The following is a 14,709-nucleotide window of genomic DNA, read 5'->3' on the forward strand; positions in this document are numbered from 1 at the left end:
CCAGGCCGCCGCCCGCAGCATCCGTGTGTTCAACTCGCTGACCGGACGGGCCGACATGGTCGGCAAGCAGTATCTGCTGGACCTGACTGCGGACGGGTATCCAGTCATCCCCACCGTCGACCGCCTCGACGATTTGGACTGCCTGCCGCAGGCCAACCGCTACGCGATCAAGCCTGCGGCAGGAGCTGACTCGATCGGCCTCATGTTCGTCGCCCACGATGAGCTGGACGCTCTCGATTGGAGGGGCATCCTGGTCAGCCCGCATCGATTTCTGCTACGAGGTTTCGTTCTACTACGTCGACGAAGCGTTCCAGTACGCTCTCCACGCCCCGATCCCGGTCGGCGCTGGGTCCTCGAACCCTACGAATCCACCGCCGCCGACCCCGCCTTCGCCCGCCGCATCATCGACTGGAACACTCTCGACCACGGCATCCAGCGTGTCGACGCCTGCCGCACCGAGCTGCGACGTTGTCTCGCCACGTTGAACGAGAACCTAACCAAAGCCAGGACCGAGAACCTCACTCTACGGCGATCACTCGACGGCGCTCGCGCGAACGTCGAACGGGAACGAGAACGCAACGTCACGCAGATGTTCTGCCGGGTGACATCAGCCAACTCAATTGAACCCACCGGCATCCTGGTGCGGGTACCGCAGTTGTTGGCGGCCTCGAAACAGCACCCCGTCGCGCAGCACGTCGATCGGTGCGGCCTTGCGTGGCCGACGGGCGCGGCAAACGCCTGCTGTGGCATGTTCCGGGACCGCGTGCGCCGGTTGCGGGCAAGAGCATTCTGGTCCGCGGCAGTGTTGCCCCCGGTATCACCGGGCCCATGCGCTTCCGGCCGTTTATGTTGTCGTGGTCGGCGGCGACCGGGTCCTAACTCATGTCCACGCGTCGGCGTGGTCGCGTACCCAGGCGGTGTATGAGCGTGCTGGTCGTCCGAGGAGCGCCTCGACGTGGTCGGTTACGACCGGTGTCCGCTCCAGTTCGCGGGCGTACCGGGCCATGAGGGCATGGACGAACCCTTGGTCGAGCCCATGCTCGATCATTCCGCGTGCGGCGGCGTCCGCGGGAATCTGTTGGTAACGAATAGGTTTGCCGAGTACTTGGCCGATGATAGCGACCATACCCTCGAAAGCTATCGCGTCGGGCCCGGTGATCGGGATGCGGCGGCCGAGCAGGGTGTCGTCGGACATGGCGTGGGCGATGACGTCCGCGACGTCTTGTTCGTGGATGACTGCCTCGGCATAGCCGGCGTACGGTCCGAAGACGGTGTCGCCCCTGGCGATCTGGCTGCGCCACATCGTCAAGGTATTCATGGCGAACGAACTCGGTTGTATGCTCACCCAGGGCAGGCCGCTGCCGACTACGGCTTGTTCCACCTCTGTGTTGCGGTCGCCGTTGTATCGCGACGGCTGGTGCGTTGGTTCGTCGTCGGCATTGATGGCAGACATGACCACCACACGGGCGACGCCGCAGGTGGCGGCGAGTTTCAGTAGATCATCGACGTGGTCCTGCGTTGCTCGTGGATGGACGAACAGGCAGTCGACCCCGGTCATAGCGGCCTCGGCGGCCTCCAGGGAAAAGACCTCGACCTCCTCGGGAAGGCCTGCTGCGGGCTGTCGTGACAGTGCCCGAACGTCTCGGCCCGAACTGATCAAGGCGTCGATCAACGGCCGGCCGATGAGGCCGGTCGCGCCGGTTACCAGGAACATCAAGATCTCCTATCTAGTTCAGAAATTTCGCTTTACATACTGCTCGCCTCGGCGCAAGTGCGCCGGTCCTCGACACGCTGCGTGCGTCGCGGAGCCGTCTCATTCTGAACTCGGTGGGGGGCCGAGGATTTCGACTCCGTGCCGGGATGCTGCCGTGGTGAGGGCGGCCATGTCGGGTGGAGTAGTCGGTGCGGGCGGTAAGGCGAGTGTGGTTGCTGCCGTTCCTGTTTCGGTGAACCAGTGTTCGAATCCGCCGGGTGTTATGAGGGTGAGGAATTGGCAGGTTGGGGTGACTGCGCGGTAGGCGTGCGGGATGCCTCTGGGGGCGAGAGTGATTGATCCGGCTGGGGCGTGGTGGCGGTGTCCGTCGATGTGGATGTCGAGTTGGCCGTGCACGACGAGGAACAGTTCGTCCTCGCGGGTGTGCCTGTGCAGGGGTGCGGCGGTGCCGGACAGGCAGGTGTGGCGGATGAGTGCGAAGCGGCCGCCGGTTTGTTCGGCGGTGGCGTCGAGTTGGATCAGGGAGCCGAAATGCCAGATGGCTCGGCCTGTGTCGTCGGTGATTTGGAACGGTGTGTGAACCATCTCTACTCCTGTGTATCGGGGGATTCGGTGATGAACGGCCGCTGAGTTCGGGTGCCGACGGTCTCGGCGAAGACGACGCAGCCGAACGCGATCACGGCGGCGGCGGTGCGGGCGGCGTGGGCGAGCTGCCAGCGATCGCGGATGTCCGCCCAGTTCTGCGGGGGCGCGGTGATCAGCCAGTCGCGCTGATCGGCGTTGATGGGCAGGTTGACGAGGGCGGTCACGATCACGATCAGCGCGAGGAGCAGCAACGCGACCGCGACCAGCCGGCGACCTGCGGTGCTGGTCCGGTGGTACAGCACCGTCACGGTGGCGGTGGCGATGATGGCGGGCACGAGGGTGACGGTCGCGAGTACGTCCATGGCGATCAGCTCGACGTGGCGGACCTGCGTGTACACCGCACCGTCGGCATCGCCCATCGATAGCTCCATTACGAGCACGGTGATCAGGAATCCGGCGAACATCCCCGCGAATACCAGACTCGCGAATCGTGCCGAGGCGAGCAGGGTGCCGCGGCTGCGCAGGCTGGGCCGGAGGGATTCAGACGAGGGCGACACGAACTGCCCTTCCCTGCCCGCTGTCCGAAACGGGATACCGAATTGCCATGTGCGACGGATCCTTTCGCCACTTTCTTCGGAAGTGAGTGGTGCCCGACTCTCGAAGACCACTACTACGACAACACGATTATATGATAAAAATACATTATTGAAACCGTAGTTGGTCGGTCTCGGCCCGGCCGCTCCCCCGCCCGATCGAGAGGAGACACGATGGGCATCGGCACCGACCGTGCGATGACCGTGCTGCGCACGCCGGAGGCGCGATTCGACGATCTGCCCGGTTACCCGTTCCCGCCGCGCTACACGGAGGTCGCCGCGGGCGACGGGGCCGGTACCCGGCTGCGGCTGCACTATGTCGACGAACGACCGGGCGATGCGGCGGAGGACTCCGGTGAGACGGTGCTGCTGTTGCACGGCGAGCCGTCGTGGAGCTTCCTGTACCGGCATGTGGTTCCGCCCCTGGTGCGGGCCGGGCATCGCTGTGTCGCGCCGGACCTGATCGGCTTCGGCAGGTCGGACAAACCCGCCGACCGTTTCGCGCACACCTATCAGGCGCAGGTCGACTGGCTGGGCGAGGCAATCGCCCGGCTGGGGTTACGGGATATCACCCTCGTGTGCCAGGACTGGGGCGGCCTGCTGGGATTTCGGTTGGTGGCCGAGCAGCCCGACCGGTTCCGGCGTGTGGTCGCGACGAATACCTTCTTCCCCACCGGCGACCAGGACCTCGGCCATTCGTACGCGGTCTGGCTGCAGCTCAGCCAGCGAGCCCACCCGTTCGATATCGGGCAGGTGGTCGATCGTGGCACGGTCACCGACCTCGATCCGCAGGTGCGCGCGGCCTACAACGCCCCGTTCCCCGACGAGTCGTATCTCGCCGGACCGCGACAGCTTCCGCTGCTGGTACCGATCTCGCGTCTCGACGACGCCGCCCCGGCCAACCGCGACGCGTGGGCCGCACTCGCGACATTGCAGTTGCCGGTGCTGTGCGCGTTCAGCGACCGCGATTATGGCGTCGGAAACGGAGACGCGCTGTTGCGCAACCACATTCCCGGCGCATCGGGGCAGCCGCACACCACGATCACCGGTGCCGGTCACTTCCTACAAGAGGACCGGGGCCCCGAACTCGCGAGACTGATCGACGAGTTCATCCGCGCGACCAGCGGCACCGGGTTGCCGACCCACCACGACGAAGCCGACGGCGAACTCGGGACCCGACCGAGGGAGGTGGTGACGGAACCACGGTCTCGCCGCTGAGACATACGCGCGGGACTCGAAACACATCCGAACGGGCCACTCGTGTGCCCGAATCCGGCTCGCCGGGCCGTGTCAGGACCGGCGGGCGTGACCATTGAACGGAGTTTGACATGCGAAAGTTCTCTCTGGTGATCGCAGCGGCAGCGGCGTCGACCGCCCTGTCCGGCCTCGGCGCCGGTTCGGCCGCCGCGACGATCACCTCGCCCGACCGCCACGCTGATTACCACGCCACCGGCGGCAATTGTGCCGACATGTATCAGAAGGCCATCGCGCTCTGCGATCTCAACTACAAGAGCAACGACCAACGAGCACAGTGCTACAAGTGGGCACAGGCCGACTACAAGAAGTGCATGTCAAGTCGATAAGCCGTCGCACTGCGGCAGCACTGCACGCCACCTCCCGAAACAGGTGGCGTGCAGTGCGAGCGAATCGTGACACCCGAGGCCGTGCAAACGACGATGGAAAGCCACGGTCCGTCCGATCCGACCGGGCAGCCCGGCGCACCGCCGAAACCGTCGCGCACCGGCACGGCATCGACCGGCCGATGCCAGCCGTTCGTATAATACGAGACTCATATCGTATTTCGGGTGCTGGAGAAAGGGCGAGGATGGCGACGGACCGGGCGAGGTCGCGGGGTCACCGGAAGCTGACCGTGGAGGTCAAGGACGCCTTGCGGGACTTGAACATCCAGATGGCGTTGCTCAACCGGCGATTCAGCGGGCGGGCAGAGTTACGCGACGTGGACATGACCTGCCTCGACCTGATCAACCGGCACGGGCCGATGTCACCCACGGAGCTGTCGCGCCGCGCCGGCCTGCACCCGGCCACCTTGACCGGCATCCTGGACCGCCTGCAAAAAGGGGGCTGGGTTGCGCGGGAGCGTGACCAGGACGCCGCCGATCGCCGCGCGGTCACCTTACGGGCCGTCCGCGAACGCAACTCCGTCCTGTTCGACATATTCTCCGGCATGAACCAGCGCATGGACGAGCTGTGCCGCAGCTATTCCGACGCCGAACTCGAAGTGATCGCCGATTTCCTGCGGCGCACCGGCGCCGCCGGGCAGCAATCCGCCGAAGAACTGGCACTGGACAACTGACGTCGAGCCATCTGGTGCTCGAAGTGGCCGGGAGAAATTGGCGGTCCGCCGATGAGGCGAGCATTTCCCCCTTCCGCCGACAGCGCCCAGGTCTCCCCGGATGCCGAACGGGCCGCGAGAACCTCTCCCCGGGCGCCGCGGACTCAGGCGGTGAGCCCGCCGTCCGCGGCGATGCTCTGGCCGGTGACCCAGCGTGCAGCAGGAGAGGCCAGGAACCCGACAACCTCGGCGATATCGTCCGGCTCGCCCAACCGGCCCAGGGGCGTACGGGCGACGCGTTCTGCCAACAGGTCCCGAATGCCTTGCGTGGCATCGGTATTGGTCGGTCCCGGCAGAACACTGTTGACGGTGATCTGACGCGGTCCGACCTCGCGGGCGAGCGCGCGGACCAGCTGTTCGCCTGCCGCCTTGCTCGCCGCATACAGAGGCATGAACGGATCGCTGGCGCGGGTGGCCGAGGAGGAGATGTACACGATACGGCCGCCGTCGCGCACCCGGCGGGCAGCATGCCGGAAACCGGAGAACGCCGCCTGTGAGTTGGCGGCGAACGTCCGCGCGTAGTCCTCGTCGGCCGCCTTCGCGATCGGCCCCGCCGCATACCCATACGCGTTGTGCACGAAGACATCCAGTCCGCCGCGCCACCGTTCGGCGGTGTCGAACAGCGACTCGAGCTGGCCGGGATCGGTGACGTCCGCGGGCACGACGAGCGCCTGCCCACCGGCTGCCTCGATCGTGGCGGCCACGTCTTCGGCGGCCGCGGCATTGGTGCGGTAATTGATCACCACCTTCACCCCGTCGGCGGCCAGGCGCAGCGCGATCGCGCGGCCGATGCTGCGCCCGCTGCCGGTGACGACGGCGACTCGGTCGGTGTGTGCCATGACAATCTCCTCGGTTGATCCGACAGCAGGAATCCGCGCGTGTGGTCGACACAGCGGGGACCGAGCCGGTGGCGGGACGGCGTTCTCCACGTCCGGCGCGCTCGGCCACAGCCGGATAATGTATCTATGTCATATAATATCTATCACATATATCTATCTGGAGCTAGGTGCAGGAGCGCTGCGGGCGGCACGTCGCCGACGCTGCAGACCGGGATGCGCCCCCCGAGGTAACCCTGCCTGCGCGGAGGTGCGACGAAGGAGCTGGATCAACTGCGCACGCTCGGCGCCGTCGAGGGGTGCGAGGATTTCCCCCTCGAGGGCCTCGGCCTCGGCCGTCGCCGCCGCCAGCAGCACGTGCGCCTGCTCGGTTAGGTGGACCGCATGGGCACGACGATCGGCCGGGTGCGGGCGCCGCTGTATCAGGCCCCTCCCTTCGAGCTCGTCGATGAGGCCGACCATCGCGTTGCGGTGCACTTTCAGCAGGTCGGCGAGTTCCTGCTGACTGCGCCCGTCACCGCCCGCAAGGTGCGTCAGGATCCCGAAATGGGCTGGCTCGACCCCGAGCGGGGCGAGCCGCTCGGTGAACCTGCGCGAGACATGATGACCGATCTGGGACAGCAGGAAGGCGCCGCGATCGTCCAATGGTTGATTCAGCACACACGAAGTATAGCAATTTAAGAAGACTGTCTTCTAAGATGACAATATGACTTTGCCTACCGGACATGCCGCAGCCGGCACCGAGCAGCCCGTGACTCTGATCAACGCCTTCTCAGTGCCGATGTCGCAGAAAGACCGATTCCTCGACCGCTGGAAGGACAACGCGCGGTGCATGGCGTCAGCGCCGGGGTTCATCCAGGCCCGCATGCTCCAAGCCGTCAGCGACAAGGCGGAACTGACCTTCGTCAACGTGGCGGAATGGGAGACCGGCACCGCGCTGGACGCGGCGCGCACCGACCCGCAGTGGCAGCAATCGATCCGGCGGATGATCGACGACCCCGACCTGGACGTCGTCGCGCGGCCGATGGTCTACCGGTCCGCGATCGACGTGGCGCCCGGCGACACGCTCCCATGACCGATCGACAACCGAGTTCCCTGCTTCGCGGTGTGTCGACCATGGCCGGCTACCACGACAAGCCCCGCCGACACGGCTAGTGTCCTCGACAGCGACGGCTGGCTGCACACCAACGACATAACCCGGGTCGACACCGAGGCTCGATCTTCCTGAGTGGCCGGGCCACCGAGATGTTCGTCCAGGGCGGATTCAACATCTACCCGATCGAAGTCGAGAACATCCTCGTCTCCCACGCGAGATCTCGCCACTGCCGTGACTGCTTCCTGCCGGAGGTCACTGCGCAAGTCAAGCGAAGGCAATGCGTTCTTCGCCGGTGTAAATGTTCATCGTCTCCCCACGCAAGAATCCGGCCAATGTCAGGCCTGATTCAGCGGCCATGTCCACCGCGAGTGAACTAGGTGCAGAGACCGCTCCGAGCACGGGAATGCCCGCCATCACCGTCTTCTGCACCAGTTCGAAGGATGCACGGCCACTCACGATCAGCACAAGATCGTGGCCGGGCATTCGATGTTCACGCAATGCCCAGCCGATCACCTTGTCGACAGCGTTGTGCCGGCCCACGTCTTCCCGCACCGCGACCGCAGTTCCGTCGGCCGTGAAAAGGCCTGCGGCATGCAGCCCTCCGGTGGAATCGAAGATTGCTTGGCGTGAGCGGAGAATACTCGGCAGTGCCGACAACGTCGCGGCGTCGATCACGAGACTACGCGCGGGGATGGGAAATCTGGTACCCGCGCGGACCTCATCGAGCGCTGTTTTGCCGCAGAGCCCGCAGGCGCTCGTGGTCAGGAAGCTGCGCTTCACAATCGGAACGGGGTGGCGCAGTCTTACATCGAGAATGTTGTACGTGTTGCGACCGTTGTCGTCGGAACCCGCGCAGTAGCGTGCCGCCACGACATCATCACGGTCCTGAATGATTCCTTCGCTGAGCAGGAATCCGTGCACCAGGTCGATGTCGTGGCCGGGGGTCCGCATCGTGACAGTCAGCGGCACTCCGTCCACCCTGATCTCGAAGGGTTCTTCGACAACGAGCGTATCGGGACGAGCGCTCTGTCCGGACTCGGAGACCCGCGTCATCCGGCGTCGAGTGGTCACTCGCGACATGACCGCATCTCGCCGGTATCCGAGCTGACAGTCCCCGCGAACTGCCTACGAGCACACATCTGGTCCATCGTGTTTACCGCTCCGGATATCTAGACGGCTCGAGTCTTATCACGATTGCTTTCGAGACCGGGGTGTTGGATTGTGCCGCGACGTGGTCCAGGGGTACCAGCGGGTTGGTCTCGGGATAGTAGGCGGCGGCGTTGCCGCGCGGCGTGGGATAGGAGACCAGGCGGAAGCCCTCGACCCGTCGTTCGATGCCGTCACCCCACTCCGAGACCAGGTCGACGAGGTCGCCATCGCGGAAGCCGAGGACGGTGATGTCGTCGTGGTGGACCATGATGACTTTTCTGGCCTCGCGGATTCCGCGGTAACGGTCATCGAGCCCGTAGATGGTGGTGTTGTATTGGTCGTGGCTGCGCAACGTTTGCAGGATCAACTTTCCTTCGGGGACCGGCAGCCAGGTCAGGTCGTTGACCGCGAAGTGGGCTTTGCCCGTCATCGTGTGGAACTCCCGGCTGTCACGCGGTGGATGTGGCAGTTGAAAACCGTTGCGTTGCCGTACTTTGCGGTTGTAATCGGCGCAGCCGGGAACGACGTGGGCGATGGCGTCGCGGATGCTGTCGTAATCGTGACGGAAGCGGTCCCAGGGCACGACATGGCCGCTTCCGAACAGCGCTTCGGCGAGCTCGCAGACGACGGCAACCTCGCTGCGCAAGTGTGGGCTGACCGGTTTCAACCGTCCGGTGGACAGATGCACCATCGACATGGAGTCTTCGACCGAGACCTGATTCTTGGTGCCGTTCGGGGCGAGGTCGAGGTCGGTGCGGCCGAGTGTCGGCAGGATGAGCGCGGTGCGGCCGTGCACGACGTGGCTGCGGTTCAGCTTGGTCGACACCTGCACCGTCAGTTCGCACTGTCGCAATGCTGCTTCGGTGACGGCAGTATCGGGAGTAGCTTGGACGAAGTTGCCGCCCATGCCGAAGAAGACCTTTGCCCGGCCGTCGCGCATGGCGCGAATGGAGTCCACGGTGTCCCATCCGTGGTGGCGCGGGCTCGTGATCCCGAATTCGCGATCGAGCGTGTCGAGGAAGTCCTCGGGCATTTTCTCCCAGATGCCCATGGTGCGGTCGCCTTGGACGTTGGAGTGGCCGCGCACCGGGCACACGCCCGCGCCAGGCTTGCCGATCATGCCGCGCAGCAGCAGCAGGTTGGTGGCCTCCTCGATGGTGGCCACACCGTGCGACTGCTGGGTAAGGCCCATCGCCCAGCAGAGGATGGTGGCCTTCGACCCGGCCAGCAGCTCAGCAGTATGTTCCAGCTGCTGGCGGGTCAGCCCGGTGGCGACCTCGACCTCACTCGGATCGACTGCGCGAATGTGGCTTTCGTAGTCGGCGTAGCCGGCGGTGTGGGAGTCGATGAACGCATGGTCGATCACCGTGCCGGGAGCACGGTCCTCGGCCTCGAGCAGCAGCTTGCCCAGGCCCTGGAACAAGGCCATGTCCCCGCCGAGGCGGATCTGGAGGAATTCGTCGGCGATCCTCCCACCACTGGTGAAGCCCTTGACCGTCTGGGGATCCCGAAACCCCAGGAGTCCGGCCTCGGGTAACGGATTGACGGCGATGATCCGCGCACCGCGGTTTTTCGCGTGCTGCAGTGCGATGAGCATGCGTGGATGGTTGGTGCCCGGGTTCTGCCCGGCCACGATGATCAGATCCGCGACCGGGAAGTCATCGAGGGTGACCGACCCCTTGCCGATACCGATGGATTTGGTCAGCGCGGTCCCGGAGGATTCGTGACACATGTTGGAACAATCCGGAAGGTTGTTCGTTCCGAAGCTGCGCACCAACAGTTGATACACGAACGCGGTCTCGTTGGCCGTGCGCCCGGAGGTGTAGAACACTGCCTCATCCGGTGAACCCAGACCGCGCAGAGTATCTGCAATCAACCGATAGGCGTCCTCCCACTCGATCGGCCGGTAATGAGTATCACCCGGTCGGAGCACCATCGGGTGTGTGAGCCTGCCCTGCTGCCCGAGCCAGTAACCCGACTTCTCGCTCAGTGTCGCGACGGAGTGGGCCGCGAAAAACTCCGGCGTCACCGTACGCACTGTGGCTTCTTCAGCGACGGCCTTGGCGCCGTTCTCGCAGAATTCCGCGGGCCGCCGCGTGCCAGTGGGGTCGGGCCACGCGCAACTGGGGCAGTCGAAACCGTGACGCTGGTTGAGCCGTGCCAGCGCCCGCGCAGAACGCGCGACGCCCATTTGCTCGACGGCGCGTTCCAGCGCCACGGTGACTGCCTTTACTCCGGCAGCCGCGGTCTTCGGCGCACTGACAGTCAGCGCTGCTTCGTCGATGTCGCGCTGCGGAGCATCGCGCATCTCAGAAGCCCCGCTCGATCCACTCGGCCAGGTGCGGTGCTTCGGTGCCGATGGTCGTGCCCTCGCCGTGCCCGGTGTAGACGCGGGTGTCCTCCGGGAGGGCGAACAGGCGGTCGCGGATGGAGCCGATGATGGTCGGGAAATCGGAGAAGGACCGCCCGGTGGCGCCGGGGCCGCCGGAGAACAGAGTGTCTCCGGAGAACAGGGCCTTCGCCTCGGGCAGGTGCAGGCAGATCGAGCCCGGCGAGTGGCCGGGGGTGTGGATGATCTCGAGCACCGTACCGGCCAGCGCGATACGTTGACCATCCGTCGCGTGCCAGTACGGCTGCCCTGGATGGGTGATCTCCCACAGCTGACCATCACCGGGGTGCAGGACCACCGGGGTGTAGAGGGTTCTGCCGAGTTCGGGTGCGAAGGTGACGTGGTCGTTGTGCCCGTGGGTGCACACCACCGCGACGACGTTGCGGCCCGCGACAGCATCGATGATGGGCTTGGAGTCGTGTGCGGCGTCGATGATGACTACCTCGTCGTCGTTGCCGACGATCCAGACGTTGTTTTCGACCTCCCACGTGCCGCCGTCGAGTTCGAACACCCCGGAGGTGACGACCTGATCGATATGCAGCTCGCCCCTCACAGGACAACCACCGAGCGCAGCACGCTGCCGGCGTGCATGGTGTGGAACGCGTCTTCGACCTCGTCGATCTTGATGCGTTCGGTGACGAATTTCTCCAGCGGCAGACGCCCCTGATGGTAGAGATCCACCAGCACCGGGAAGTCCCGGTCGGGCAGGCAGTCGCCGTACCACGACGACTTCAACGCCCCACCGTGGGAGAAGAAGTCCAGCAGCGGCATCTCCAGCCGCATCTCCGGGGTGGGGACACCGACCAGTACCACGGTGCCCGCCAGATCGCGGGCGTAGAACGCCTGCTTCCATGTCTCCGGGCGCCCGACCGCGTCGATCACGACATCGGCGCCGAACCCGCCGGTGAGCTCCTGCACCGCGGTGACGACATCAGCGTCGGTGGCGTTGACCGTATGGGTGGCGCCGAGGTCGGTCGCCCAGGCCAGCTTCTTGGCGTCCCGGTCCACCGCGATGATCTTCGCCGCCCCCGCCAGGCGCGCGCCGACGATCGCGGCGTCACCGACGCCGCCGCAACCGATCACCGCCACCGAGTCTCCGCGCCCGACCGCGCCGGTGTTCACCGCGGCGCCCAAACCGGCCATGACACCGCAGCCCAGCAGTCCGACCACCGCCGGATCCGCGGTGGGGTCGACCTTGGTGCACTGACCCGCGTGCACCAGCGTCTTCTCGGCGAACGCACCGATGCCCAGCGCGGGAGTCAGTTCGGTGCCATCGATCAGCGCCATTTTCTGGCTGGCGTTGAACGTGTCGAAGCAGTACTGCGGCCGGCCGCGCTTGCAGGCCCGGCACTGGCCGCACACCGCGCGCCAGTTCAGGATGACGAAGTCGCCGACTTCCACCGAGTCGACATCTTCGCCCACGCTCTCCACGATGCCGGCGGCTTCGTGGCCGAGCAGGAACGGGAACTCGTCGTTGATGCCGCCCTCGCGATAGGTCAGGTCGGTGTGGCAGACCCCGCACGCAGCCACCGCCACGACCACCTCACCCGGACCTGGATCAGGGATCACGATGTCGGTGAGCTCGACAGGCGCCCCCTTCGAGCGGGCGATCACACCGCGGACCTGCTGTGGCATGTTACTTCGGTTCCTTCATCTCGAGCCGGAGTCATGCGCCTCCCGGCATGACTCCGAAGACACTAGGTACAACCGGCCCACACGGTGACCTAGCCGAAAGGCTGGAAGAACCCATCCATGAATCCAGGTCGCCAATCACGAGGTCGACGACCCGTAGGTCTCCTCACCTGCGTAAAGTTGCCGGAATGTCCGAGCTGATGGCTCCAACAGCCACCGAAGGCGCTGCGGAACTTCGCGCTCTCCGCGATGTCATCGCGGGCCCGCTGTATGAGATCGCGCGTCGATTCTCCCGCTTCCTAAGCCCTCGTTGGCCCCATACGGCTCTGGTGATCTTCACCCACGAATGCACCGGCCGACCCCGCAAAATCGCCGGCGACCCCACCGTCGTCGACAAGATCACCATCAACGAACTAGAAGACCTCAAAACTAGACTCGCGCCAGGAACATCGCTGGGCACCACCGCCTCGATCGGCGGCGCCCAGCGATGGGTGTGGACACTACGCGACGTCACTGACACCCTGCTGGTCCTCATACCCCGCAACCCGGGCCAGCAACTCGCCGCACCAGCCGACTTGGCCGCGGCATTCGGCATCGTTGCCATATCCATCAGACAGCAAGTCGCCCAAGCCAGCCCGGACTACTTAGCGGAGTCCCGCGCCGCTTCCACCGAACGAGCGCGAACCATCGCCGAACTGACCGCCGCCCACGAAGCCGCACTCGTCGCCATCCTGAACACCCTGCGCTCGACCGGCCTCGACGACAACACCGCTCGCCTCACCGCTACCGACTCCGCCTCCCAGGCGCTTCTGGCACTGCGATCAACACAGAACACCGACCGCGAACTATCCGAAGAACCAGCTGCCACCGCATTCACACGCCTGCGCAAAGAAATGCGCCAACTACTGCGGCACCACCCCGCGCGCGTCGAGTATGTGCCGCCGCCCACCGACGGCAAACCCCTACCAGGCGAAATCGCCTACGCGGCAAGGGCGATGACACGCGCTACCGTCCTGGCCTTCACCACCCAACCCACTCTCACGCGTCTGCGCATCGCATGGGCATGCGACAACACCGCCCTCACCATCGATGTCCGCGACCATGAGTCCGGCGAGCTCGACGCCGCGATCCTGCGGCGCCAACTGCACGGCAGAGCGCGGACGTTAGGGGGCGACCTACGCATCGAGACCGTCCCCCAGTGGGGCAGCCGGGTGACCATCGAACTCCCCCTCGATGCCCCAGCCGCCCGTCCCGACGAAGACCGACTGGCGACACTGAACCGGCGGGAACGAGAAGTCCTGGCCCTGATCAGTGCTGGCAAACGGAACAAAGCGATCGCCGTAGACCTCGGCGTTGCCGAGAGCACCGTCAAATTCCACGTCGCCGGGATTCTCAAGAAGCTGAAAGTCAGCTCACGAGGAGAGGCCGCCGCTCTAGGCCGGCTCGCACACGTCGGCGCCCTACCTACCACCGACCCGGTCCCGCACCACCTACAGTCACACGCGGCCGGTGTCGTCCTGAGATGAACCCGCCGATCGGCACGCGCGCCTGATAACAAGGCTCCATGTGAGCGAACCGCCCCTATTTGCCAGTAGATAGCTGCGCGGAGAAGGTTTCGGCGTGTCCCTTCGTCGACACGCCGAACGATGCCGACGTCCGAGAACGTGTCCGCGCGGCCGCGCCAACCGGCTTGGCCCCTCAGGTGCCAGGCCCGGGGCGATCGAGCGGCGGACGTGGACCGAACCACGTACGGGGACCACCGGAGAGTGTCCGGCCTGGATTACCCAGAGCCACAGTGCAACTCACGCCCAACTGCATATCCTTGCCGCACCGTTTGAACTGCACCGCCCACCAGTCCGTTGTCTGCGCTGCGGCCATGCTGCGCGGCGTGCCCGAGCTGGGCGAGGGCCCGACGGCGAGACGCCTCGGCCGCATGCTTGGTGCTTATGCCTCGGCTTCCACGGCAGCGCAGGTTGTAGCGGGTCTTCTGCCACCCCGCCGGCATCGGGCACGCCTGGCGAACGTAGTAGCCTCAGTCGGGATGCACGTCATCGTGCGCAGCCCGGATGTGGCACTCTGCCACATGACATGCGCGCGTCGCAACGGAGCCGCCAGCGGTGCTGACGCTGTTGCGCCGTATCCATATGCGTTGCGGCTCCACAGTTTTCGTGATCATTGCTGCGATATGTCGATGTGACATCGAACAGGTCACACGGCATCGTCTTAGGGATTTTTCCAGAGGCTCTGGTTGAGCAACTGGGTCGGGCGTTAGCCTTCGAAGGCGGGGTTCGACGACCGTAGGGGTTCGGGGACATCTGGGGCGACGATGTAGTGGCCCGCCCGAATAAACCTAGAAACGCTG

The 14,709-nt window shown here is 65.4% G+C and carries 15 protein-coding genes; 6 read left to right on the forward strand and 9 right to left on the reverse strand.

Annotated features, from left to right (window positions below):
• Window positions 1-25: 25 nt before the first annotated feature.
• Complete coding sequence (locus ON34_RS37305; RefSeq protein WP_218003967.1) at window positions 26-925, forward strand: hypothetical protein; 900 nt, start codon at window positions 26-28, stop codon at window positions 923-925.
• Here ON34_RS37305 and ON34_RS31425 read toward each other — a convergent pair.
• The 3 genes from ON34_RS31425 to ON34_RS31435 form a co-directional block, all read right to left on the reverse strand.
• On the reverse strand, window positions 881-1,714 hold the full coding sequence (locus ON34_RS31425; RefSeq protein WP_040786660.1) for an NAD(P)H-binding protein: 834 nt from the start codon (window positions 1,712-1,714) through the stop codon (window positions 881-883). The two genes, ON34_RS37305 and ON34_RS31425, sit on opposite strands and share 45 nt — an antisense overlap.
• A 99-nt stretch (window positions 1,715-1,813) precedes the next feature.
• Window positions 1,814-2,299 carry a cupin domain-containing protein gene (locus ON34_RS31430; RefSeq protein WP_040786662.1) on the reverse strand — a complete coding sequence of 162 codons (486 nt, stop codon included), beginning with the start codon at window positions 2,297-2,299 and terminating at the stop codon, window positions 1,814-1,816.
• 2 nt (window positions 2,300-2,301) lie between these two features.
• Window positions 2,302-2,856, reverse strand: coding sequence for an anthrone oxygenase family protein (locus tag ON34_RS31435; RefSeq protein ID WP_218003962.1), 555 nt, complete (start codon window positions 2,854-2,856; stop codon window positions 2,302-2,304).
• 234 nt (window positions 2,857-3,090) lie between these two features.
• Here ON34_RS31435 and ON34_RS31440 point away from each other — a divergent pair, with 234 nt between their 5' ends.
• From ON34_RS31440 to ON34_RS31450, 3 genes are all read left to right on the forward strand, one after another.
• A complete protein-coding gene (locus ON34_RS31440; RefSeq protein WP_083889950.1) occupies window positions 3,091-4,110 on the forward strand; it encodes a haloalkane dehalogenase in 1,020 nt (339 codons plus the stop codon).
• Window positions 4,111-4,220: 110 nt separating this feature from the next.
• Window positions 4,221-4,475: a hypothetical protein gene (locus ON34_RS31445; protein ID WP_040786663.1), complete on the forward strand. Its 255-nt coding sequence runs from the start codon at window positions 4,221-4,223 to the stop codon at window positions 4,473-4,475.
• A gap of 242 nt (window positions 4,476-4,717) precedes the next feature.
• Window positions 4,718-5,206 (forward strand): MarR family transcriptional regulator, encoded by a 489-nt coding sequence (locus ON34_RS31450; RefSeq protein ID WP_040786671.1) that lies wholly within the window; start codon window positions 4,718-4,720, stop codon window positions 5,204-5,206.
• Between the two features lie 143 nt (window positions 5,207-5,349).
• On the opposite strand, the gene ON34_RS31455 is transcribed toward ON34_RS31450, so the two are convergent.
• Window positions 5,350-6,084 carry an SDR family oxidoreductase gene (locus ON34_RS31455; RefSeq protein ID WP_040786673.1) on the reverse strand — a complete coding sequence of 245 codons (735 nt, stop codon included), beginning with the start codon at window positions 6,082-6,084 and terminating at the stop codon, window positions 5,350-5,352.
• Between the two features lie 153 nt (window positions 6,085-6,237).
• Entirely contained in the window at window positions 6,238-6,741 is a 504-nt protein-coding gene (locus tag ON34_RS35350; RefSeq protein ID WP_083889934.1) for a MarR family winged helix-turn-helix transcriptional regulator, read from the reverse strand.
• Between the two features lie 46 nt (window positions 6,742-6,787).
• Here ON34_RS35350 and ON34_RS31465 point away from each other — a divergent pair, with 46 nt between their 5' ends.
• The gene (locus ON34_RS31465) at window positions 6,788-7,156 is read left to right on the forward strand and encodes an antibiotic biosynthesis monooxygenase family protein (RefSeq protein WP_083889935.1); all 369 of its coding nucleotides are present in this window, start codon (window positions 6,788-6,790) and stop codon (window positions 7,154-7,156) included.
• 285 nt (window positions 7,157-7,441) lie between these two features.
• Here ON34_RS31465 and fdhD read toward each other — a convergent pair whose 3' ends face one another.
• The 4 genes from fdhD to ON34_RS31485 all read right to left on the reverse strand — a co-directional run bounded on the left by fdhD (window position 7,442) and on the right by ON34_RS31485 (window position 12,350).
• A complete protein-coding gene (gene fdhD, locus ON34_RS31470) occupies window positions 7,442-8,257 on the reverse strand; it encodes a formate dehydrogenase accessory sulfurtransferase FdhD (protein ID WP_040786676.1) in 816 nt (271 codons plus the stop codon).
• Between the two features lie 73 nt (window positions 8,258-8,330).
• Window positions 8,331-10,634: an FdhF/YdeP family oxidoreductase gene (locus tag ON34_RS31475; protein ID WP_040786680.1), complete on the reverse strand. Its 2,304-nt coding sequence runs from the start codon at window positions 10,632-10,634 to the stop codon at window positions 8,331-8,333.
• Window position 10,635: 1 nt separating this feature from the next.
• On the reverse strand, window positions 10,636-11,268 hold the full coding sequence (locus tag ON34_RS31480) for an MBL fold metallo-hydrolase (protein ID WP_040786682.1): 633 nt from the start codon (window positions 11,266-11,268) through the stop codon (window positions 10,636-10,638).
• Window positions 11,265-12,350, reverse strand: coding sequence for an S-(hydroxymethyl)mycothiol dehydrogenase (locus ON34_RS31485; RefSeq protein ID WP_040786685.1), 1,086 nt, complete (start codon window positions 12,348-12,350; stop codon window positions 11,265-11,267). Before ON34_RS31485 ends, ON34_RS31480 begins: the two co-directional genes overlap by 4 nt.
• A gap of 185 nt (window positions 12,351-12,535) precedes the next feature.
• On the opposite strand from ON34_RS31485, the gene ON34_RS31490 reads away from it, so the two are divergent.
• Window positions 12,536-13,873, forward strand: coding sequence for a LuxR C-terminal-related transcriptional regulator (locus tag ON34_RS31490; RefSeq protein ID WP_051023412.1), 1,338 nt, complete (start codon window positions 12,536-12,538; stop codon window positions 13,871-13,873).
• Window positions 13,874-14,709: the final 836 nt, after the last annotated feature.

The organism is Nocardia pneumoniae NBRC 100136 (genome assembly GCF_000308755.1).
In the GTDB taxonomy this organism is placed as follows: Bacteria; Actinomycetota; Actinomycetes; order Mycobacteriales; family Mycobacteriaceae; genus Nocardia; species Nocardia pneumoniae.

Coding starts and splice junctions, on each gene's coding strand:
- ON34_RS31425 (WP_040786660.1), bottom strand. CDS start 1,714: ATGTTCCTGGTAACCGGCGCGACCGGCCTCATCGGCCGGCCGTTGATC.
- ON34_RS31430 (WP_040786662.1), bottom strand. CDS start 2,299: ATGGTTCACACACCGTTCCAAATCACCGACGACACAGGCCGAGCCATC.
- ON34_RS31440 (WP_083889950.1), top strand. CDS start 3,091: ATGACCGTGCTGCGCACGCCGGAGGCGCGATTCGACGATCTGCCCGGT.
- ON34_RS31445 (WP_040786663.1), top strand. CDS start 4,221: ATGCGAAAGTTCTCTCTGGTGATCGCAGCGGCAGCGGCGTCGACCGCC.
- ON34_RS31450 (WP_040786671.1), top strand. CDS start 4,718: ATGGCGACGGACCGGGCGAGGTCGCGGGGTCACCGGAAGCTGACCGTG.
- ON34_RS31455 (WP_040786673.1), bottom strand. CDS start 6,084: ATGGCACACACCGACCGAGTCGCCGTCGTCACCGGCAGCGGGCGCAGC.
- ON34_RS31465 (WP_083889935.1), top strand. CDS start 6,788: ATGACTTTGCCTACCGGACATGCCGCAGCCGGCACCGAGCAGCCCGTG.
- fdhD (WP_040786676.1), bottom strand. CDS start 8,257: ATGTCGCGAGTGACCACTCGACGCCGGATGACGCGGGTCTCCGAGTCC.
- ON34_RS31475 (WP_040786680.1), bottom strand. CDS start 10,634: ATGCGCGATGCTCCGCAGCGCGACATCGACGAAGCAGCGCTGACTGTC.
- ON34_RS31485 (WP_040786685.1), bottom strand. CDS start 12,350: ATGCCACAGCAGGTCCGCGGTGTGATCGCCCGCTCGAAGGGGGCGCCT.
- ON34_RS31490 (WP_051023412.1), top strand. CDS start 12,536: ATGTCCGAGCTGATGGCTCCAACAGCCACCGAAGGCGCTGCGGAACTT.